The sequence below is a fragment of the Cellulomonas timonensis genome, assembly GCF_900046455.1.
Lineage (GTDB): Bacteria > Actinomycetota > Actinomycetes > Actinomycetales > Cellulomonadaceae > Cellulomonas_A > Cellulomonas_A timonensis.
The window spans coordinates 465,470-485,833 of the sequence record NZ_FCOT01000013.1 but is presented as its reverse complement, the minus strand read 5'-3'; the positions used below and the strand labels follow the sequence as shown (position 1 = coordinate 485,833).

Below are 20,364 nucleotides of genomic sequence, written 5' to 3'. Positions count from 1 at the left end.
CCGGGAGGGCCGGATGGGCACAGGTCCCTGACTGGTGCAGGCCACCGCGAGCAACGTGGTCGCCACCAGGGCGGCCGCCACCCGCACCACGCCTCGTGCCAACTCTCGGACCTCCTCCTGCGCACCAGCTGGGCGGCCCGATGAGACGGGCCGCCCAGCCCTGCTATCGCCTGACGTCGCCCTTAGGGGAAGGGCGTCGGACGCGGGTTCGGCGTCGAGGGCACGTCCTGCTCCCTGTTCGCCGGGATGTCGCCGTAGCCTCCGAGCCCACCGTTCCCGTAGGAGCGGTCGACGACGGCGCTGGTGCCGGCGATCTGCAGCCGGACCGTTGGGGCAAGCGTGCCGCCTCGCCGCACGTCCGGGTTGCCGATCGCGTCGATGAACGACTCAACCAGTCCTCCGGGCATCACGTAGTGCGAGTACGACTGGAACGCGTTCCCCGTCTGGCCCTCGGCGGGAAGCGCTGGGGTGCCGACGGGGTAGTTGAGATTCGTCGAGTTGCCCAGGGCAAGCCCACTGCTCTCGTTGATCGGCTGGAAATCGGACCTGATGCCGTCGCCCACGAAGCCGTAGACGCCGTCTGGCCCGTCCATGTACCAGAACCGCGGGTCGGTGGAGTCCACCCCTGGCCCACGGGCGTACGTGCTCCGGTGGCTGATGGTGAACAGGTAGTACTTGCCGTTGGCCTGGTAGATCTGCGGTCTCTCGGTCTGGTCGTTGACGCAGTTCGCCGAGAGGATCGGGGGCAGGAAGTGCCACTCAGTGAGCGCCAGGTTGTCCGCGGTGGCCATTCCCACGTTGGCCATCTGGAAGTTGGCGCCTGATGCCGTCACCGTCGCCGGATCCTCGGCGTACGGGTCGCCCGGTCGATACCCCAGGTCGGCCTCGGTGCACGGCAGGGCGCCGCGCTCACCGCCTGTGTTGCCCTCGAAGACCATGAACGTCTGGCCGGGGTTGGCCGCGTCCTCGAAGGTGAACGGGTCACGGAAGTTGACGAACGGATTCTGCTCCCGCGTCTGGTAGAACGTGCCGTCCGGCACGAGGAGCTGATGCTGGACGCGTGCGCCGGTGAGCCAGACGCCGTCCTCGTCCGCGAAGATCCGCGCCTCCGTCTGGACGATGCGCGGGTCCGCCGGCTTGATGTCCTGGTCGTTCGCGTCGCGGTAGAAGGCCACTGCGGTGTAGAAGATCCGCAGCTTGTTGCCCGTCATGATGCGCGTCGACCCCGACCACTCGGTGACCGTCGAGAACGACTGATCCTCGAAGATCGCCCCGGCGGCGCCGTCTGGGAAGACGTGGCCGCCGTAGATCCAGCCGCCGTTCTCCGGCCGCTCATCCGCCGGAATACCGGCCTTGCGGTAGAAGAAGCCCAGCCGGGCATGGGTGTGGCGGTCGTCGAACGTGTACCCCGCGTTCGGGTCGGCTGTGAGGGAGAAGATGACCTCCCAGCCCTTGAAGCTGAGCTGGTCCGACTCGGCGTCGGTGAGGGTCCAGGTGTCCCACACCCAGATCTGCTCCCCGTTCTGGTCTGTCATGATCGGGAAGTCCTGCGGGATGTCCGGCATCGTGTACTCGGTGGGCAGTGAGTTCTCCCCCGCCGCCGCCGCCGGATCCGAGAAGGCGCGAATCTGCAGGGCATCCGCACGCGTCCACTTCGAGGTGAAGTCGGACTCGGGGTCGTAGGCCTGTTGGCTGTGGATGGTCGGCGCCGGGAAGCCCGGGAGCCGGAACGGTGTCACCAGCGCGTCGTCGTCAGGCGCCTCGGTGGTGGGGTCGTCGGTGGCCAGATCGTCGGTGCCCGCCCCGGGATCCGGAGTAGGTGATGCCGCTGGATCGTCCACCGCAGCAGATGCCGGGAGGGAGCCGACTGCTGTGACTCCGAACAGGAGGGCTGAGGCGAGCAGCGCGCTCGTCAGCCTTCCGGTGCGTGACCTGGGTGTGCGTGTCGAAGACTTCACGTCCGTTCACTTTCTCTCGACTGGCGTGGCGTCTTCGGCTTTCTACGGGTCTTCCCCCCATCGATTCGTAGCGTAATGTCGCGATTACCCCGTACGCCACTCAGGGTGGGCACGGGAAGTCAAGACCCAAGGGGGTGAAGTTCACGGGCGGGCCGTCTCGCCCCGACGGACCGGCGACGCCGCTGGCCGTCACACGTGCTTCGGTCGAAACGGGCGACCATCCCCTCCATCGAGCAAGCGCCACGCTCCGGCGTGGCGGCGCCTCAGGCGCATCCCGACGAACTCATGGAGCATCATGAAGCACCCAACCCAACCCAGTCGTGCCGTACGTGCCGACGGTCGCCACAGATGGACACAGCGCACAGTGGCCACCACCGTCGTCACCGTCCTGATCGCAGCGGGGGGCGCGACAGTCGCGCACGCCTCGCCTGGTCAGACAGTCGTCTCATTGCGTCAGATCGACGCCGAGGCGCTCGCCGACAACATCGCCGGCCGGAACATCGACGTCCGTGAGGTGGAGTTCACGGGCAATGATGTCCAGGCAGGCCGATTCGGCGGACTCGAGGCCACGGGTATCGCACGTGGCGTAGCCCTGACCAGCGGCTCCGTCATCCCCTCCGACCCGCAGTCACCCGAGGACGTCGACTTCACACGATCGTCGATCCTGGGCCCGAACGTGAGCCTCACCACGACCGGGGACCTCGGCGGCGAAGGCTCCGCCGAGCTGGACGAGCTGTTCGGCTCCACGACCTACGACGCCGCGGTCCTCACGATGAAGGTGGTCCCGCGCCACGCGAAACTCAAGCTCCGGTATGTCTTCGGCAGCGAGGAGTACGCCGGCTGGGCCGAGCGGGACTACACGGACTCATTCGCCATCATGGTCAACGGCGAGCCGTGCTCGCATGTGCCAGGGACCACAGACCTGGTCTCGACCAGCACCATCAACGAGACCACACACTCCGAGGAATACGTGCAGAACTTCGCCCCGAACGACCCGGGCGCCGGCGAGCACGACACGGAGCTCAACGGCTTCACGCAGGAGCTCACCTGCGAGGCCACGGTCCGAGCGGGGCGCGTGGCGACGATCACCATCGCGATCGCCGACACCCGCGACGGCCAGCTCGACTCCACCGTCCTCCTCGCCCGCGACGGATTGACGTCCGAGCGGGCCAAGGGCGGCGGCCACGGCGGCGGTGGCGGCCACGGCGGCAAGCCCACCGGCCACTGGGGCCACGGCCACTGGGGATGGCATCCCCGGGCGGTCTAGGACATGAGCATGCGGCGGCGGGGCAGGCACAGCACGCGCCTGTCCCGGCGCCGCACGTCAAGTCACCTCGAACGGACGGCGCCGACGCTGCGGATGCGCTGGCTCGTCACGCGGCCGACGATAGGCGCAGGCCATGGGACGAGTCGCACACCGGGAGATCGTCATGCGGATGATCAGCAGGAAGGGCAAGATCCGCACCAAGAAGCTGCCTGGCGCCGTCGCCCGCTCGGGGAAGAAGGCGCAGCGGGCCTTCGCGAAGGCGCATGACGCCGCCGCCCGGAAGCACGGCGAGGGCGAGCGCGCGCACCGGATCGCCGTCGACGCGCTCAAGGACAGGTTCGAGAAGGTCGACAAACGCTGGGAGCGCAAACCCAAGCCCTCGGCGCGCACCCCCGCCACGGCCAGTCGGCGCAGGCCCGCCACCGCGAACGTCGACGCGAGCGCCACCAAGGCGCAGCTCTATGACATCGCCAAGCGGCTGGAGATCGCCGGGCGCTCCACGATGTCGAAGGGCGACCTCCTCCAGGCCATCCAGCGCACGGGCACGCCGGCCGCGTCACGAAAGTGAGGCCAGCGCGGGCGTTGGCGCTCTTGGCAGTAAGCGGAGTGCCGCGCGTCAGGACGCGTCATCGAGCACATGGCGCAGATACCTCGCCGGGTCGTCGAGGAAGCCCCGCCACGCGCGCACCAGGTCCAGGTCCTCCCACGCGGACCGGCGCATCCCCCACTCGCCCAGCTCCCAGATGTGGGCGTCGGGCAGCGCGGCCAGCACCGGCGAGTGGGTGGACAGGATGACCTGCGACCCCGAGGCGACCAGGGCGTGCAGATGGGCGAGCAGCGCGAGGCAGCCATGGAAGGACAGCGCCGACTCCGGCTCGTCGAGCAGGTACAGGCCCGGCTTCTTCATGCGGTCGCCCACCAGTGCGAGGAAGGACTCGCCATGCGACATCTCGTGGAACACCGGCTCCGGGCGCATGCCGGGGTTGTCCTCCAGGTAGGTGTAGAACGCGTGCGCCGTCTCGGCCCGGAGGAAGAAGGCCCGCCGGGTGGCGCCGGGGCTCCGTTCGGCCACCAGGCGCCGCCAGAGGTCGGACTCGGTGGGCCGGGTGCTGAACTCCGACCCCCGCGAGCCGCCCTCCGGCCCGGTCCCCACCGCGAGCGCGCAGGCCTCCACCAACGTGGACTTGCCCGTCCCGTTGTCGCCCACCAGGACGGTGACGGCCGACAGGTCCCAGCCGTCCCGGAGCACCTGGGCCACGGCGGGGATCGCGGTAGACCAGTCCGCCGACGGGGGCGGGCCTTCGGGATCCGCCCCGAGGCGCCGCAGGATCGGTGCCGTCGTCATGCGCCCCACCCTGGCACGGCCCGCTGACGCAGCGGCGAGAATGTGCCCCATGACCGTCGCGCTCCCCGAGGGATATGAGCTCGTCGCCGCCGTGCCGGGCGTCGAGGACTACCTGGCGCTGCGCCGTCTCGCCGGCCTCACACCGGCGACCCGCGAGCAGGCCGTGGCCGGGCTGCCCGGGAGCTGGGCCGCACGCCATGTGGTGCACGTCACGAGCGGGACGACGGTGGCGATGGGCCGGGTGATCGGCGACGGCGGCTGGTGCTTCCACGTGGTCGACATGGCCGTGCTGCCCGAGCATCAGCGCCGAGGCCTGGGAGACGCGGTGCTGGCCTCGCTGCTGGAGCAGATCGACAGGGACGCGCCCCCGGGGGCCTTTGTCAGCCTGCTCGCCGACCCCCCGGGGCACCGCCTGTACGCGCGTCATGGGTTCACCGAGACGGCGCCCGCGTCGATCGGGATGGCCGTGCGCCTGGCGTGACAGCTGTGGCGTGACGTCCGTGGCGTCGCGACGCGCGGTGCGGCGCCACGGAACGACCCGACCCCCGGGGTCGACGCCCGGATACGATCCGCCGGTGTCACGACTCGGCGAGGCCGTCGCCCCCCTCCGCCTGGGCGGCGGTTTCCGCTGGCTCCTCGCGTCGTCCTGGACCAGCAACCTGGGGGACGGCATCGCCCTGGCGGCCGGGCCGCTGCTGGTGGCGTCGCTCACCGACGACCCGCGCCTCGTGGCCCTCGCGGCGACCCTGCAGTGGCTTCCCCCGCTGCTCTTCGGGCTGTTCGCCGGGGCGCTCGCGGACCGGGTCGACCGCCGGCTGCTGGTCGTCTCGGTGGACGCGCTGCGGGCGGCGGTCCTCGTGGTGCTCGCACTGGTCGTGCTCACCGACCGCGTCTCCATCGGGATCGTGCTCGCCGCGCTGTTCGCCGTGGGGATCGCCGAGGTGTTCGCCGACAACACCTCTCAGACCCTGCTGCCGATGCTGGTCTCGCGCGACGACCTCGCGGTGGCGAACTCCCGGCTGCAGGCCGGTTTCATCACCGTCAACCAACTCGCGGGCCCGCCCCTCGGCGCGGCGCTGTTCGCCGTGGGCGCGGTGTGGCCGTTCGCCACCCAGGCGCTCGCCGTGGCGCTGGGCGCGCTGCTCGTCTCGCGCATCGTCCTGCCGCCACACGGGCGCGCGCCCGACGCCGAGACGCGTGTGCGCCAGGAGATCGCGGAGGCCCTCACGTGGGTGGCCCATCACGCCGCAGTCCGCACACTGGCGCTCACCATCTTCATCTTCAACATCACGTTCGGCGCCGCCTGGTCGGTGCTGGTGCTGTACGCCACGCAGCGGATCGGGCTGGGCGAGGTGGGCTTCGGCCTGTTGACCACTGTCAGCGCCGTCGGCGGGCTGGCCGGCATGGCGGCGTACGGCTGGATCACGCGGCGGGTGAGCCTGGGCCAGCTCATGCGGATCGGCCTGATCGTGGAGACACTCACGCACTTGGGCCTCGCGCTGACCCGCCAGGCGTGGGTCGCGATGTCGATCTTCTTCGTCTTCGGGGCCCACGCCTTCATCTGGGGGACCACGTCGGTGACGATCCGCCAACGCGCCGTGCCCTCCCACCTGCAAGGACGGGTGGGGAGCGTGAACACGATCGCGGTGTTCGGCGGCCTGGTGATCGGCTCAGGCGCCGGCGGCGTGCTCGCGGAGCGGTGGGGCGTGACCGCGCCGTTCTGGTTCGCGTTCGCGGGCTCGGCGCTGTTCGTGGTGCTGCTGTGGCGCCAGATGGCCCACATCGCCCATGCCGACGAGGCGCCCGTCGCGGCCTGAGCCAGCCGCTCCCCGTGCCCGCGAGATGCGCGACCGCGCATCCTGATGCACGTTGGCAGGGTGCCCCGCACCGGGGACGGGACGCAGGACGGAGGGGGCCCGCGATGCCACGTCAGCCTGATCGGCCGAAGTACACGGTGCCCGGCCTGACCCTCGCGGACGGCGGCGACGTCGCGGCCGTGCTGCAGGAGCGCCTGGTCGCGCTCGTGGACCTCGCGCTGACGCTCAAGCACATCCACTGGAACGTGGTCGGCCCACGGTTCATCGCCGTGCACAAGATGCTCGACCCCCAGGTGGCGTCCGTGCAGCGCATGGTCGACAAGACGGCCGAGCGGGTCGCGACGCTGGGAGCGGTCCCCCACGGCACCCCGGGCGCCGTCGTCGCGACGCGCTCGTGGCCCGACTACCCCCTGGCCCGGGCGACGACAGTCGACCACCTCCGCGCCCTGGACGCCGTGTACGACCGGGTCGCCGCGTCCCATCGCGACGCCGCCGCGCGACTCGCCGACCTCGACGACGTCTCGCAGCGCATCCTCGTGCACCAGCTGCGCCACCTGGAGTTCTTCCAGTGGCTCGTGCGGGCGCACCTGGAGTCCTCGGGCGGCAGCCTCCCCGACGCGCAGTAGGCGGCCCGATCGGTTTCGCTCACGCCACGGGGTGCGCGCCCACCGCCCGGGTCTGGAGGCTCGGCTCCACCTCGGGCCGGCCCAGCAGGTATCCCTGCACCAGGTGGCACTCGGCCTCGCGGAGCGCCTCGAGCTGCTCGAACAGCTCCACGCCCTCGGCGACGACCTCGACGCCCAACTCGGCTGCCAGGGCCAACACGCCGCGCACCAGGGCCACCGACGCCTGCTCGGGCAGCGCGGTGATGAAACTGCGGTCGATCTTGATCTGGTCGACGGGCAGGTTCTTCAGCCACGCGAGCGTCGAGTAGCCCGTGCCGAAGTCGTCGAGCGAGACCCGCACGCCGAGTTGGCGCAGCTCGACGAGCCGTTCCACGACACCGGGCAGGTCGGCCAACGACCGGCTCTCCACGATCTCGAGCACCAGCTGCCGCGGCGCGAGGCCGTGCCGGTTGAGCGCGCCCCGCACCGTCGACAGGAACCGCGGGTCGTTGAGGGTCCGGCCCGCCACGTTCACCGCGATGTGCAGCACACCCGACTCCGGCGCGGGCGTCGCGGCGAGCCAGCCGCATGCCGCCTCGAGCACCCACAGGTCGATGTCGGTGATCTGGCCGGTCTCCTCCGCCAACGGGAGGAACGCCGCGGGCGACAACAGGCCCAGCCGAGGATGATCCCAGCGGACCAGGGCCTCCGCGCCCACCACGCGGGCCATCCCCGGCTGGGAGACGTCGACGACCGGCTGGAAGTGCAGCCGCAGGTGCCCCTCCTCCACCGCCGTCCGGAGCTCGGCCTGGAGCGAGGGCCCGGGCGCGCCCTGTGTCGAGTCACCGCCCACCACCACCTGGTTGCGGCCGCGCCTCTTCGCCTCGTACATGGCGCGGTCCGACGCGGCGAGCATGCGCTCACCTCGCCCGTCGGGCCCGGCGTGCAGGGCGACACCGACGCTCATCGTCACGCGCAGTTCCTGGCCGTCGATGGGGAAGGGCGCGGTCACCGAGTCGACGCACCGCCGACCCAGGGCCACCGCCGTCCGCTCGTCCGGCGCCCGCATCGCCACGGCGAACTCGTCGCCGCCGAGCCGGGCGATCACGTGCTCCGGGCCCACCGCCTCGCGCAACCGGCCCGCGACCTGGCGCAGCAGCTCGTCGCCGGCGCTGTGCCCCAGCTCGTCATTGACGTGCTTGAAGTTGTCGAGGTCGCAGAACAGCACCGCCGTCCACGCGGCCTCTCCCTGCCGCTCCAGCACCGCGTCGAGCCGTTGGGAGAACAGCACCCGGTTCGCCAAGCCCGTCAGCGAGTCGTGATGGGCCTGCCGCCGCACGGTGCTGAGCAGCCTCGCGTTCTGCAGCGCCGCCGCCGCCTGGTCACCCACACCGGCGAGCCGCGCCAGGGCAGTCTGCTCGGCCGCGGTGCCTGGCTCGGTGTCGGAGACCGCCACCGCCACACCCAGCAGCGTGTCGCCAGCCAGCAGCGGGACCACGACGAGGCTCGCCGCGCCAATCGCCAGCATCGCCGCGGCGATCTCCGGGCTGGCCTGTTCGCGCCGGAGCATGCGCGGGCTGTGGTGGGTGAGCATCTCGACGAGCTCGGGCGACTGGTCCGCGCGGAACTCGGCCCCCGACAGCACGTCGTCCGGCCTCCGGCCGAGGCCTGATGTCGCGACGACCCCCAGCGCCCCGGCCTCGTGGTCCCACAACAGGATCCCCGCAGCGCGGCAGCCGATGATGGCGGGGGCCGCCTGCGCGACGACTGTGGCGACTTCGGCGGCGGTGTCGACCGCGGCGAGCTCATGCGCCAAGCCGAGCAGCGCGGCCGTGCGGCGCTGCTCGAGCCTGCTGCCCTCGAGCGCGGTGAGCAGGTCCAGGGCGGCGGCGGCATGCCGTGCGTACGCCCGGAGCAGCGAGTGGTCGCCGTCCAGCGGCAGGTGGCCCGGCTGGTAGACGGCCGCGAGGCGCCCGTGCCGGTGGCGCGCCGAGGCGATGTCCACCACCACGGCGGACTCCCCCAGCGACTCTCCTGCGACGAGCAGCTGTGCCAGCCGCTCCGCCCGCTCGGCGTCGAGCCCGTGGTGGCGCGCCATCACCCCGTCGCCGCCGTCCAGCACCAGCAGGTACGCCGGGGCGAGGACCGCCGCGACGGCACGCCGGACGATGCGCTCGAGGACCTCCTCGACGTCGTCGCTGCTGACCAAGTCGGCGGCCGCGTCCTGGAACTCCTCGAGCTGGACCCGTAGCGCGGTCAGGCCCAGATCGGCCGACTCCCGCCGGGCCGCCCTCGACCACCAGCGGCGCCGGCGCTCCCACCTCACGTGGTAGACGCAGGCCGAGCTCCCGTCGGACTCGCACTCCGGGTGCCGGATCCGCGCGGGCGGCAGCCCGAAGATCACAGGCACCCCCGAGATGAGCCCCTGCGCGTACTCGCAATCCAGCCTCGAGTGGGTGTGCCCCTCATGCAGCCGGTAGCGGATCGTCGCCTCGTCGCCGGCGCACTCGACCAGGTCCATCGTGGAGGTCGTGGTGAACTTCGGCACCGCGCGCGGCAGTTGCCGGTACACCTCGCGCGGGGAGCCGAAGCCGCGCAGCAGCGGGACGATCGCGTGGTGCAGCCCGTGCCTGAGGGCCGCCGCGCCGATCTCCCAGGGCGCCCGAGGGTCGCCGAGCACTGCGGTGGCAGCCTCGAACAACCGGATCCGGGTGTCGTAGCCCACCCAGCGCGACGGGTCGTCGAGCTCCGCCACGGTGAACGGGACCCCAGCGGCCTCAACCGTCGCCGCGACGGCTTGCGGACCGCCGCGCTCCTCCACGTAGCGCAGGATCAGCGTCGTCGTCACGCCCGATGTCTCGCGCGGTTCCTCGCTCCCGATGGCCACTCGCTTCCCATCGGCTGCGAACCACCGTCCGTGAGGCCTGCGACGCGACGACGCAGGCGAATGTGACGTACGGCGTGGTCCCTGTCAGACGAGGTCGCGCTGCGGCAGCGCCCGCGCGGCCCGGTCGAACCGGTCGAGCACCACATCCACCAGCCGACGGTCCGGGGTGAGGGGGGCGGTCACCAGGTCCGCCCCGGACGCGAGCAGCCGGTCGTGGAAGAAACCGGGCGCGAGCAGGTAGGACGCGACGACCACGCGGTGCGCGCCCGCCCGACGCGCAGCGGCCACGGCGTCCGGCACCCGAGGCGCACAGCCCGCCCCGTACCCCACGGTCACGGGCCCGCTGGTCCAGGCGGACCGCAACCCTGCCGCCACCTGCTCGACGGCCTGCGCCGCGCGCGGGTCGCTCGACCCGGCCGCGGCGAGCACCACCGCGTCGCCCGCCCGCGCGCCGGCCTCCCGCAGCCTGATGGCCACGAGCTCCGCCAGCCGCGCGTCAGGCCCCAGCGCCGCGGCCGCCACGGCCTGGGGGGCCGCCACCGCCGTGGCGATGTCGACGTGCACGTGGAAGCCCGCGGACAGCAGAAGCGGCGCCACCACGACGGCACGCTCCTCGGCCAACGCGCCCTCGACTACCGCGGCGACACGCGGCTCCTGGACGTCGACGAACGCCTCGCGGACGTCCAGGCCGGGACGGGCGGCGCGCACGCCGTCGAGAAGCGCGCGGATCGCGGCCCGCCCGTGCGCGTTGTCGGTGCCATGCGAGCAGCCGATCAGCACCGGCTCCGCGCCGCGCCCGGCGGCGGGCTCGGCGGAGGTGGGGGCGGTGTCGGTCACGGCGCGGTCTCCATCTGCGGCGGAGCGTCGAGTCGCGGGCCGGGCTCGGGGTCTGGCTCATGCAGCTGTAGGCGGTAGCCCCGCTTCACCACCGTGCGCACCAGGTCGCGGCTGCCGGCGGCCTCGCGCAGCCGTGCGACGGCGACCTCGGCCGCATGCGGGTCCTGCGAGTCGCCGGGCAGGGCGGCGAGCACGTCGGAACGAGGCACGACGGCGCCCCGCCGCGCGGCCAGCAGCCGCAGCACGTCCAGGCTCGTCGGTGACAGCGCCAAGACCCGGCCGTCGAGCACCGCGCCGCCGCGGTGCACCTGCAGCGGCCCCGCCACGGTGTCGAGCACGTGCCCGCCGCCGTAGTGGTCGACGAGCGCCCGCACGAGCGAGCCCAGGCGGCCGCGATCGGGCACCAGCGGCGTGATCCCGCGCGCGACCAGCGGACGCGCCGTGATGGGGCCGACGGCGGCCGCGACGACCTCCCCCGAGCCGAACCGCTCCACCAGCGCCGGGACGACCCCTGCCGTGTCGGCCGCGTCCAGCCACGCGGCGGCCGCCGGCGCCGAGGTGAACACCACGGCGTCGATCTCTCCCGCCGCTGTGGCCTGCGCCGACGCGACCACGGCGGCGGGGTCCGGCGGCGGTCCCCAGCGGTACACCACGAGGCTGCGGACCCGGGCGCCCGCGGCGGCGAACGCCTCGTCCAGGCCGTCCGACCCGGCGCCGTGGTGCTGCACCGCGATGGACAGCCCGCGCACCCCGTCGGCCAGCAGCGCCTCGGCGATCTCCGCGGAGACCTCGGACTCCGCGACCCAGTCGGCCGCCAGGCCCGCCGCCTGGAGGGCGCCCTGGGCCTTGGGCCCGCGCGCGACGATCCGCGCGGCGCCCAGCACCTCGGTCAGCGGCCCCGCGAGCCCCGCCGCGTCGGCGGCCTCGATCCAGGCGCGGAAGCCGATGCCGGTGGTCACGACCACGACGTCGGGCGGGTCGGCGATCAGGGCGCGCGTGCCCGCGAGGAGCTGCTCGTCGTCGTGGTGCGGGATCATGCTCAGCGCGGGCGCCGTGCGCACGAGGGCGCCGCGACGCCGCAGGGCGGCGCCGAGCTCGGCCGAGCGGCGGTCCGCCGTCACGAGCACCGCGCAGCCCGCCATCGTCTGCTGAATCGGTTCGCTCACGGCACCACTGTCGCGTGCTGGTCGGCGAAGTCCGGCGCCGAGCCCGGCGTATCTCGCAGATCGGACACAGCGGGCAGATCGCGGGCTGAGGGCTCGGGGCCGCCGGAGTCGACGTCGCCCCCCGACACGCCCGCCACGAGGACGACGTCGTCGACGACCAGGACCCGCCACGTGCGCAGCCTCCGCGGATCTGACCCGACCGGGTCGAGGCACTCCCCCGTGCGCAGGTCGAAGACCTGCTTGTGCATCGGCGAGGCGATGGTCGGGGCGCCGCCGCGCGTGCCCACGATCCCCCGGGCCAGCCCGTGCGCGCCGGAGTACGGGTCCTGATGCTGCCCGGCGCGCCCCGTGTCGTCCACGAGCCGGAAGACCGCGCCCTGCCCCCCCGCCACGAGCGCCGCCACACCCCGCTCGCGCGGCAGGTCGTCGAGCCGGCACACCGCCACCCAGCGCCCGCCGCTGGGCAGGCCGTCGGGCGCCGGGCGCGCGTCGGCGGTCATGCCCGCACCTCCAGCGTCGCGCCGGAGACGAGCACGGGCCCTGCGGGGTCGGCCTGGCCGGAGGCACGCTCGGCGGCCGTGGCGGGCCTGCGCTGACCCCGCTCGGCGACATAGGCCAGCGACGGGTCCGGCGTGGTGGGCGCGTTGACGAACGACGCGAACCTCCGCAGCTTCTCCGGGTCGTCGAGGGTGGCGCGCCACTCGTCCTCATACACGTCGACGTGCCGGGCCATGGCGGCGTCCAGGTCGGCGGCGATGCCCAGGCTGTCCTCCAGCACCACCGACCGCACCCCCTGCACCCCGCCCTCGACCTCGTCGAGCCACGGCGCCGTGCGCTGCAGGCGGTCAGCAGTGCGGATGTAGTAGAGGAGGAACCTGTCGATCGTCCGGACCAGGGTCTCGGTGTCCAAGTCCTCGGCGAGCAGCTGGGCGTGCCGCGGGGTGAACCCGCCGTTGCCGCCGACGTACACGTTCCACCCCTTGTCCGTCGCGATCACCCCGACGTCCTTGCCGCGCGCCTCGGCGCACTCCCGCGCGCAGCCCGAGACGCCCAGCTTGATCTTGTGCGGCGAGCGCAGCCCCCGGTAGCGCAGCTCGAGCTCGATCGCCAGGCCCACGGCGTCCTGGACGCCGAAGCGGCACCACGTGGAGCCGACGCAGGACTTCACGGTCCGCAGCGACTTGCCGTAGGCGTGCCCGGACTCGAACCCGGCGTCCACGAGCCGGCGCCAAATGTCGGGGAGCTGTTCGAGCCGGGCGCCGAACATGTCGATCCGCTGCCCGCCGGTGATCTTCGTGTAGAGGCCGTAGTCGCGCGCCACCTCCCCGATGGCCAGCAGCCCCTCCGGGGTCACCTCGCCGCCGGGGATGCGCGGCACCACCGAGTACGAGCCGTCGCGTTGCAGGTTGGCCATCACGTGGTCGTTCGTGTCCTGGAGCGTCGCCCGCTCGCCGTCCAGCACGTGCCCGTCGTCCAGCGAGGACAGGATCGAGGCGATCACCGGTTTGCAGATGTCGCAGCCGCGCCCGCTGCCGTGCCGCGCGACGATCTCGCTGAACGTGCGCAGCCCGGTGACGCGCAAGGCGTCGAAGAGCTGGCGGCGGGACATCGCGAAGTGCTCGCAGAGCGCGTTGCTGACGGCGACGCCGGCGCGGGCCAGCTCGGCCGTGACCAGCTTCTTCCCCAGCGGCAGGCACGAGCCGCAGCTCGTCCCCGCCCGCGTGCACGCCTTGACGCCCGCGAGGTCGGTGCACCCGCCGTCCGTGACAGCGCACCGGATGGACCCGGCCGAGACGTTGTTGCAGGAGCAGACGGTGGCGTCGTCGGGCAGGTCTGCGGGCCCCGCAGCCGTCGAGCCGCCCTCGGGGAGGAGGTAGGCGGACGGGTCGCCGGGCAGCGCCCGGCCCAGCATCGGGCGCAGGCCCGCATACGCCGAGGCGTCGCCAACCAGCACGCCGCCCAGCAGGGTGCGGGTGTCGTCGGACAGGACGAGCTTCTTGTAGACGCCCGCCACGGGGTCGGAGTGGACCACCTCGAGCGCGCCCGGCGTCCGCGCGAACGCGTCCCCGAAGCTCGCGACGTCCACTCCGGCGAGTTTGAGCTTGGTGGCCGTGTCGGCGGGCGGGACCACCGCGGCGCCGCCGAGGAGCCGGTCGGCCACCACCTCGGCCATCGCGTAGCCCGGCGCCACGAGCCCGACGCAGGCGCCGTCGACACACGCCACCTCGCCGACCGCCCACACCTGCGGGTCGGCGGTGCGGCACGCCTCGTCGACCACGACACCGCCGCGCGCGCCCGTCTCGAGCCCGGCGCCCCGCGCGAGCTCGTCGCGTGGCCGCACCCCGACGGCCACCACGACCACGTCCACGTCGAGCCGCCCGCCGTCCCCCAGGTCCAGCCGCTCGACCCTCCCACTGGCCCCCGAGCGCAGGCGCGAGGTCGTGGCGCCGACGAGGACGTCCACCCCGAGCCGGTGGATGAGCCGACGCAGCGCCTCACCGCCGCCGAGGTCGACCTGCGTGGACATCAGATGCGTGCCCAGTTGGAGCACGGTGCTCCGGGCGCCGAGGGCCTGCAAGGCGCCGGCCGCCTCCAGCCCGAGCAGCCCGCCGCCGATCACCGCGCCCCGCACCCGGCGGCCGCCCAGCGCGGCGGCGCGCTCCTCGACCCAGCCGCGCAGCGCCGCCACGTCGTCCAGCGTCCGGTACACGAAGACGCCGGGCAGGTCGTTCCCCTCGATGGGCGGCATCGCCGCGCTCGAGCCGGTGGCGAGCACGAGCTGGTCGTAGGCCCAGGTGCGCCCGTCGCCGGCGCTCACGGTCCGGGCGGCGCGGTCGACGGCCTCGACGCGCACGCCGCGCACCAGGGTGACCAGCGGGTCCGACCACAGCGCGGGCGACCCGAGGCTCAGCTCCTGTGGGTCACGGCCGGAGAAGTAGGACGTCAGCGCGACCCGGTCGTAGGGCGCGCGCGGCTCCTCGGCCAGGACCGTCACTCCCCACCGGCCCTCCGCGTCGCGGTCGCGCAGGGCCTCCACGAGGCGCTGGGCTGCCATGCCCCCGCCCACCACCACGATCTCCCCCGGCGCCCGCGGTGCAGTCATCAGTTCCCCCACTCGGCTCGACGTCCCGTGGCCTCGACGCTACGAACGTGATGTTTCGCCCGGCGGCGCGGCGCGGTTACCGATGCGCAACGGTTCGCGCACACCCGCCAGGTCCTGGGTGTGAGATCTCACCGGTGCCGCCCCCGTGCGGTGCGGACTTCGTTCCGGCGCGGAAACAGCACGGCGCCGCCGCCCGAAACACCCTTTTCCTAGCCTCGATCGGGAGAGCACGGCCCCGTCGAGCACGCAGGAGCCCGCGATGACCACTCCGCAGACGATGAACGCCCCCGCCACGCTGCACCGGCCCGGGCGCGGCAGATGGATCGAGGCGTGGGACCCCGAGGACTCCGACTTCTGGCGGTCCACCGGGCGGCGGGTCGCCGCGCGCAACCTCGGGCCGTCGGTGTTCGCCGAGTTCCTCGGATTCGCCGTGTGGGCGTCCTGGAGCATCGTCGTCCCACAGCTCGCGGCGGTGGGCTTCATTCTCACCGTGGACCAGCAGTTCTGGCTGATCGCGGTGCCGAGCCTGGTGGGCGCGGCGCTGCGGCTGCCGTACACGTTCGCGGTGCCGCTGTTCGGGGGCCGCAACTGGACGATCATCTCGGCGCTGCTCCTGCTGCTGCCCGCGAGCGCCCTGGCCTTCGTCGCGTCCCGCCCGCAGACGCCGTTCGGGGTGCTGCTTCTCGTGGCCGCCCTCGCGGGGCTCGGCGGGGGGAACTTCGCGTCGTCGATGGCCAATATCTCGTTCTTCTACCCGGAGCGGGAGAAGGGCAAGGCGCTGGGCCTGAACGCGGCCGGCGGCAACCTCGGGACGGCGGCGGTGCAGTTCGCGGTGCCGCTGGTCATCGTGGCGCCCGCGGGGCTGCAACTCGGCCGGGCGGGCCTGATGTTCGTGCCGCTGCTGCTGCTCGCCGCGTTCCTGGCATGGCGGCTGATGGACAACCTCACCTCCGCGAAGGCCGACTACCGGGCGTTCGGCGCCGCGGTGCACAACCGGCACACATGGATCATCTCGTTCCTATACGTGGGCACGTTCGGGTCGTTCATCGGCTACTCGGGGGCGTTCCCCACGCTGCTGAAGTCCCAGTTCCCCGAGGTGACGCTGAGCATCGCGTTCCTCGGCGCGCTGGTGGGCTCGCTGGCCCGGCCACTGGGCGGCGTCATCGCCGACCGGTGGGGCGGCGCGCGGGTCACCATCGGCGCCTTCGCGGTGATGGCCGTGGCAGGAGCCGGCGCGGTGCTCGCGCTGCGCGAGTCGAGCTTCGCGCTGTTCCTGGGCTCATTCCTGGTGCTCTTCGTGGCGACGGGGATGGGCAATGGCGCGACGTACCGCATGATCCCGGCGGTCTTCCAACTCGGCGCCAGCACACCCGAGCGCGCGGCACGCGCCCGCAAGGCCGCCGCGGGCTGCCTCGGCATCGCCGGGGCGATCGGGGCGCTGGGCGGGTTCCTCATCCCGCGCGGCTTCGCGGTGTCGAGCTCGGTGGCCGGCAGCCTGCAGCCCGCCCTGGCGCTGTTCGTGGCCGTGTACCTGGTCATGGGCGCCGTGACGTGGGCCGTGTACGTGCGGCGCGGCTCGCTGATGAGCGGCGCGGGCGTGTGAGCGCGGCGACCGTGAGCGCGGCAGCCGTGAGTGCGGCGACGCACTGCCCGTACTGCGCATTGCAGTGCGCGATGACGCTGGGGCCGCCGGACGACGACGCGCTAGCCGCAGGGGCGCCGGTGGCGGTGGCCGGACGGGACTTCCCGACCAACCGGGGCGGGCTGTGCCAGAAGGGCTGGACCAGCGGCCAGGTGCTGCGCGCCTCGGACCGGCTCACCACGCCGCTGCTGCGAGGTCCCGACGGCGAGCTGCGCCCCGCGACCTGGGACGAGGCGCTGGGCATGGTGGCCGATCGTGTGCGGGAGATCCAGGCCCGGCACGGCCGGGAGGCCGTGGCGGTGTTCGGCGGGGGCGGGCTGACGAACGAGAAGGCCTATGCGCTCGGCAAGTTCGCGCGCGTGGGGCTGCGCACCCCCTTCATCGACTACAACGGCCGGTTCTGCATGGCCAGCGCCGCAGCCGGGGCGAACCGCGCATTCGGGGTGGACCGGGGGCTGCCGTTCCCGCTGGCGGACCTCGGCGGCGCGCAGGCGGTGCTGCTGTTGGGCAGCAACCTCGCCGAGACGATGCCGCCGTCGGGGGCGCACCTGGCCGGGGCGCGCGCGTCGGGCGGCCTGGTGGTGGTCGACCCGCGGCGCACGCCCCCCGCGGCGCTGGCGGACGACGGGGCGGGCGTGCACCTGCAACCGGCGCCCGGGACCGACGTCGGGGTGCTGCTCGCCCTCGCCCACGTGCTGTGGGCGGGGGGGCTCGCCGACAGCCGGTACCTCGCGAGCCGCACGACCGGCGCGCGCGAGGTGCGCAGCAGCGTGTCCGCGTGGTGGCCCGAGCGCGCCGAGCAGGTGTGCGGCGTCCCCGCCGCCGACCTGCGCGCAGTGGCGCGCCTGCTCGCCGCGGCGTCCCCCGCGCGGGGTGGCCGCGGCGCGTACGTGCTGACCGGGCGCGGCGTGGAGCAGAGCGCCCAGGGCACGGCGACGGTCAGCGCGGCGATCAACCTGGCGCTGGCGCTCGGCCTGCCCGGGAGGGTCGGCAGCGGCTATGGCGCCATCACCGGGCAGGGCAACGGACAGGGCGGGCGCGAGCACGGCCAGAAGGCCGACCAGCTCCCCGGGGCGCGCCGGATCGACGACCCGGCCGCCCGGGCGCATGTCGCGTCGGTGTGGGGCGTGGACCCTGGCGACCTGCCGGGCCCGGGTGTGCCGGCCGTCGAGCTGCTGCGGCGGTGCGGCACAGCCGACGGGCCGCGCGCGCTGCTGGTGCACGGCTCCAACCTGGTGGTCAGCGCCCCCGACGCCCTCCGGGTCCGCGAGCGCTTGGCGGCGCTGGACCTCTTGGTGGTGTGCGACGTGGTGCCCTCCGAGACAGCCCTCTTAGCGGATGTGGTGCTCCCCGTGACCCAGTGGGCCGAGGAGGAGGGCACGATGACGTCGCTCGAGGGCCGGGTGCTGCGCCGCCGCCAGGCGCTGCCCGCGCCGCAGGGCGTCCGCACCGAGCTCGAGGTGCTGCACGACCTGGCGGCGCTGCTGGGTGTGCCCACTGGGTTCCCCGTCGACCCCGCCGAGGTCTTCGACGAGCTCGCCCGGGCCAGCGCGGGAGGGGTCGCCGACTACAGCGGCCTGAGCCACGCGCGGCTCGACGCCGACCACCGCGGGCTGTTCTGGCCGTGCCCTGCCACCCCAGCGGGCTCAGAGCAGCACCCCGGCACGCCCCGGCTGTTCCTAGAGCGCTTCCCGACACCCGACGGCCGCGCGCGACTCGTCGTGGTGGAGCCCGACTCCCCGTCAGACGGCCTGCGCCCCGACGCTCCCGTGCACCTCATCACCGGCCGCGTCCTCCAGCACTACCAGTCGGGGGCGCAGACCCGCCGGGTCCCGGCGCTGGCCGCCGCGCAGCCCGAGCCGTTCGTCGAGCTCCACCCGCTGCTCGCCGACCTGGTGGGTGTCGCCGACGGGGAGCTCGTGCAGGTCGCCTCCGCGCGGGGCGAGGCGATGGCCGTCGCGCATGTCACACCGAGCGCCCGGCTGGACACGGTGTTCATGCCGTTCCACTGGGCCGGCCCCGGCAGCGTGAACCGGCTCACCCTCGACACCACCGACCCCGTGTCGGGCATGCCCGACCTCAAGCTGTGCGCGGTGGCGCGGCGCCCCGCCCCGCCCTCCGCCGAGCAGCCCGCCGACGACGAGCCGGTGGATGACGCGGCCGCCGCGGGCCGGGGGCCCCGATGAGGCGCGTCGTCGTCGTGGGCAACGGCATGGTCGGTTCCCGGTTCGTCGAGGAGCTCGTGCGACGCGACCCGGATGTGGCCGTCACGGTGCTCGGGGCGGAGGAGTACGAGCCGTACAACCGGGTGCTGCTGAGCGAAGTGGTGGCGGGGACCGTCGAGCTCGCCTCGCTCACCCTGGCTGGCCCGCCGGTGGGCGGCGTGCGCGTCCGCGCCGGCGCCTTGGTGACGGCCATCGACCGCGAGCGCCGCACGGTGGCCACCGCCGACGGGCCGATGGTCGGCTACGACACCCTGGTGCTGGCCACGGGCGCCCGGGCGGTGGAGCCGGAGATCCCCGGGCTGCGCCGCGCGGGCGAGCCGGCGCGCGGCCCGTCGTCGCTGGTGGCCGGGGTGCATCCGCTGCGCACCCTCGATGACGCGCGCGAGATCGTCGCGGCGACACTGAACGCCCGCGACGCCGTGGTCCTCGGCGGTGGCGTGCTCGGCCTCGAGGTGGCGTGCGGGCTCGTCCGCCGCGGCCTTCGGGTCACAGTGGTCCACCGGGGCACGCACGTCATGGAACGCCACCTCGACGAGGCGGCCGGTGGCGCCGTGGCCCACGCCCTGGACCGGCTGGGCATCCGGCGCCTGGCGGGCCTCGGAGTGTCGTCGGCACTGGTCGCGGACGGGCGGCTGCGCGGGCTGCTGCTCTCCGACGGGGAGGCGGTCGCGGCGGACCTGCTCGTGCTGGCCGCGGGCACAGTCCCGGAGACAGGGCTGGCGGCGGCGTGCGGTCTCGCGGTGGACCGCGGGATCGTCGTCGACCGGCAGGCCCGCACGTCTGACCCGGACGTGCACGCGATCGGGGACTGCGCGCAACCACCCGAGGGGGGCCACGGGCTGCTCGCCCAGGGATGGGACCAGGCACGCCGGCTCGCCGAGCACCTGGCGGGCGGCACGCGCGACGCCGACGCCAACGCCGAGCACGAGGCGCCGGTGGTCGACGTGCTGCGCGTCAAGGCCCAGGGCCTCGACGTCATCACGATGGGTGTGAGCGGGGCAGGCGGCGACGGCAGGCGCGCCGTCCGGCTCAGCGATCCCGGGGCGGGCCGCCACGTCGAGGTGGTGGTCGAGGGCGGCGTGGTCGTCGGCGCGACGTGCGTGGGCGCGGGGCCGGTGGCCGCGGACCTGACGTCTGCCTACACGCGCCGCACCCCGGCGCCGCTGGACCCGGCCCACCTGCTGCTGCGACCGGCCCGCGGCGGCGGAGCCCCGGAGCAGGGCGGCTCGCCGCTGCTCATGCCCGATCGCGCCACCGTGTGCCGCTGCAACGGCGTGACCAAGGGCGACCTGGTGGCGTCCTGGCAGACCGGGGCGCGCTCGGTCGCCGACGTCGCCAGGACCACCCGCGCGACGACCGGCTGCGGCGGCTGCGAGGACGCCGTGTGCGGACTGCTCGAGTGGCTGGGGCGCAGCGACCCCTCCCCGCCTGGTGGGCAGCCCTCGCTGGCGCGCCGCCCGGCTGTCCCAGGCGCCCGGACCGGATCGACTCGCCCTGGCGCCTGAGCCGGGC

Annotated in this window: 15 protein-coding genes; 8 read left to right on the top strand and 7 right to left on the bottom strand. The window is 73.8% G+C overall.

What is annotated here, in order from left to right; all coding sequences use genetic code 11:
- Positions 1–182: 182 nt before the first annotated feature.
- Positions 183–1,841 (bottom strand): glycoside hydrolase family 68 protein, encoded by a 1,659-nt coding sequence (locus BN3788_RS15670; RefSeq protein WP_108723870.1) that lies wholly within the window; start codon positions 1,839–1,841, stop codon positions 183–185.
- A gap of 481 nt (positions 1,842–2,322) precedes the next feature.
- Here BN3788_RS15670 and BN3788_RS15665 point away from each other — a divergent pair, with 481 nt between their 5' ends.
- Both BN3788_RS15665 and BN3788_RS15660 read left to right on the top strand, forming a co-directional pair.
- Entirely contained in the window at positions 2,323–3,225 is a 903-nt protein-coding gene (locus BN3788_RS15665) for a choice-of-anchor L domain-containing protein (RefSeq protein WP_066588127.1), read from the top strand.
- Positions 3,226–3,358: 133 nt separating this feature from the next.
- On the top strand, positions 3,359–3,793 hold the full coding sequence (locus BN3788_RS15660; protein WP_234346683.1) for a ChaB family protein: 435 nt from the start codon (positions 3,359–3,361) through the stop codon (positions 3,791–3,793).
- Between the two features lie 48 nt (positions 3,794–3,841).
- On the opposite strand, the gene BN3788_RS15655 is transcribed toward BN3788_RS15660, so the two are convergent.
- On the bottom strand, positions 3,842–4,570 hold the full coding sequence (locus BN3788_RS15655) for an AAA family ATPase (protein WP_066588124.1): 729 nt from the start codon (positions 4,568–4,570) through the stop codon (positions 3,842–3,844).
- Between the two features lie 49 nt (positions 4,571–4,619).
- On the opposite strand from BN3788_RS15655, the gene BN3788_RS15650 reads away from it, so the two are divergent.
- From BN3788_RS15650 to BN3788_RS15640, 3 genes are all read left to right on the top strand, one after another.
- Positions 4,620–5,051: a GNAT family N-acetyltransferase gene (locus BN3788_RS15650; RefSeq protein WP_066588121.1), complete on the top strand. Its 432-nt coding sequence runs from the start codon at positions 4,620–4,622 to the stop codon at positions 5,049–5,051.
- A gap of 94 nt (positions 5,052–5,145) precedes the next feature.
- Entirely contained in the window at positions 5,146–6,387 is a 1,242-nt protein-coding gene (locus BN3788_RS15645) for an MFS transporter (RefSeq protein ID WP_066588118.1), read from the top strand.
- Positions 6,388–6,491: 104 nt separating this feature from the next.
- The gene (locus tag BN3788_RS15640) at positions 6,492–7,013 is read left to right on the top strand and encodes a Dps family protein (RefSeq protein WP_066588116.1); all 522 of its coding nucleotides are present in this window, start codon (positions 6,492–6,494) and stop codon (positions 7,011–7,013) included.
- A 19-nt stretch (positions 7,014–7,032) separates the two neighbouring features.
- On the opposite strand, the gene BN3788_RS15635 is transcribed toward BN3788_RS15640, so the two are convergent.
- The 5 genes from BN3788_RS15635 to nirB form a co-directional block, all read right to left on the bottom strand.
- Positions 7,033–9,840: a putative bifunctional diguanylate cyclase/phosphodiesterase gene (locus tag BN3788_RS15635; protein ID WP_199824797.1), complete on the bottom strand. Its 2,808-nt coding sequence runs from the start codon at positions 9,838–9,840 to the stop codon at positions 7,033–7,035.
- Between the two features lie 123 nt (positions 9,841–9,963).
- The gene (locus BN3788_RS15630) at positions 9,964–10,716 is read right to left on the bottom strand and encodes a sirohydrochlorin chelatase (RefSeq protein ID WP_234346682.1); all 753 of its coding nucleotides are present in this window, start codon (positions 10,714–10,716) and stop codon (positions 9,964–9,966) included.
- Positions 10,713–11,858, bottom strand: a complete 1,146-nt coding sequence (locus tag BN3788_RS15625) for a uroporphyrinogen-III synthase (protein WP_066588114.1) — start codon at positions 11,856–11,858, stop codon at positions 10,713–10,715. Before BN3788_RS15625 ends, BN3788_RS15630 begins: the two co-directional genes overlap by 4 nt.
- Positions 11,859–11,878: 20 nt before the next feature.
- The gene (nirD, locus tag BN3788_RS15620) at positions 11,879–12,382 is read right to left on the bottom strand and encodes a nitrite reductase small subunit NirD (protein WP_082812989.1); all 504 of its coding nucleotides are present in this window, start codon (positions 12,380–12,382) and stop codon (positions 11,879–11,881) included.
- Positions 12,379–14,985, bottom strand: coding sequence for a nitrite reductase large subunit NirB (nirB, locus tag BN3788_RS15615; RefSeq protein WP_066588112.1), 2,607 nt, complete (start codon positions 14,983–14,985; stop codon positions 12,379–12,381). Before nirB ends, nirD begins: the two co-directional genes overlap by 4 nt.
- 259 nt (positions 14,986–15,244) lie before the next feature.
- Here nirB and BN3788_RS19115 point away from each other — a divergent pair, with 259 nt between their 5' ends.
- Genes BN3788_RS19115 through BN3788_RS15600 form a run of 3 tightly spaced genes read left to right on the top strand, consistent with a single transcriptional unit; the run spans position 15,245 to position 20,357 of the window.
- A complete protein-coding gene (locus BN3788_RS19115; RefSeq protein ID WP_066588111.1) occupies positions 15,245–16,588 on the top strand; it encodes an MFS transporter in 1,344 nt (447 codons plus the stop codon).
- Positions 16,585–18,813 carry a molybdopterin oxidoreductase family protein gene (locus BN3788_RS15605; protein WP_261797946.1) on the top strand — a complete coding sequence of 743 codons (2,229 nt, stop codon included), beginning with the start codon at positions 16,585–16,587 and terminating at the stop codon, positions 18,811–18,813. Before BN3788_RS19115 ends, BN3788_RS15605 begins: the two co-directional genes overlap by 4 nt.
- Positions 18,810–20,357, top strand: coding sequence for an FAD-dependent oxidoreductase (locus BN3788_RS15600; RefSeq protein WP_082812987.1), 1,548 nt, complete (start codon positions 18,810–18,812; stop codon positions 20,355–20,357). Before BN3788_RS15605 ends, BN3788_RS15600 begins: the two co-directional genes overlap by 4 nt.
- The last annotated feature ends 7 nt before the right edge of the window (positions 20,358–20,364 follow it).

Excerpts from the sequence above, each read along its gene's own strand:
- BN3788_RS15655 (WP_066588124.1), bottom strand. The coding sequence starts at position 4,570 with ATGACGACGGCACCGATCCTGCGGCGCCTCGGGGCGGATCCCGAAGGC.
- nirB (WP_066588112.1), bottom strand. The coding sequence starts at position 14,985 with ATGACTGCACCGCGGGCGCCGGGGGAGATCGTGGTGGTGGGCGGGGGC.
- nirD (WP_082812989.1), bottom strand. The coding sequence starts at position 12,382 with ATGACCGCCGACGCGCGCCCGGCGCCCGACGGCCTGCCCAGCGGCGGG.
- BN3788_RS19115 (WP_066588111.1), top strand. The coding sequence starts at position 15,245 with ATGACCACTCCGCAGACGATGAACGCCCCCGCCACGCTGCACCGGCCC.
- BN3788_RS15625 (WP_066588114.1), bottom strand. The coding sequence starts at position 11,858 with ATGGCGGGCTGCGCGGTGCTCGTGACGGCGGACCGCCGCTCGGCCGAG.
- BN3788_RS15640 (WP_066588116.1), top strand. The coding sequence starts at position 6,492 with ATGCCACGTCAGCCTGATCGGCCGAAGTACACGGTGCCCGGCCTGACC.
- BN3788_RS15600 (WP_082812987.1), top strand. The coding sequence starts at position 18,810 with ATGAGGCGCGTCGTCGTCGTGGGCAACGGCATGGTCGGTTCCCGGTTC.
- BN3788_RS15660 (WP_234346683.1), top strand. The coding sequence starts at position 3,359 with ATGGGACGAGTCGCACACCGGGAGATCGTCATGCGGATGATCAGCAGG.
- BN3788_RS15650 (WP_066588121.1), top strand. The coding sequence starts at position 4,620 with ATGACCGTCGCGCTCCCCGAGGGATATGAGCTCGTCGCCGCCGTGCCG.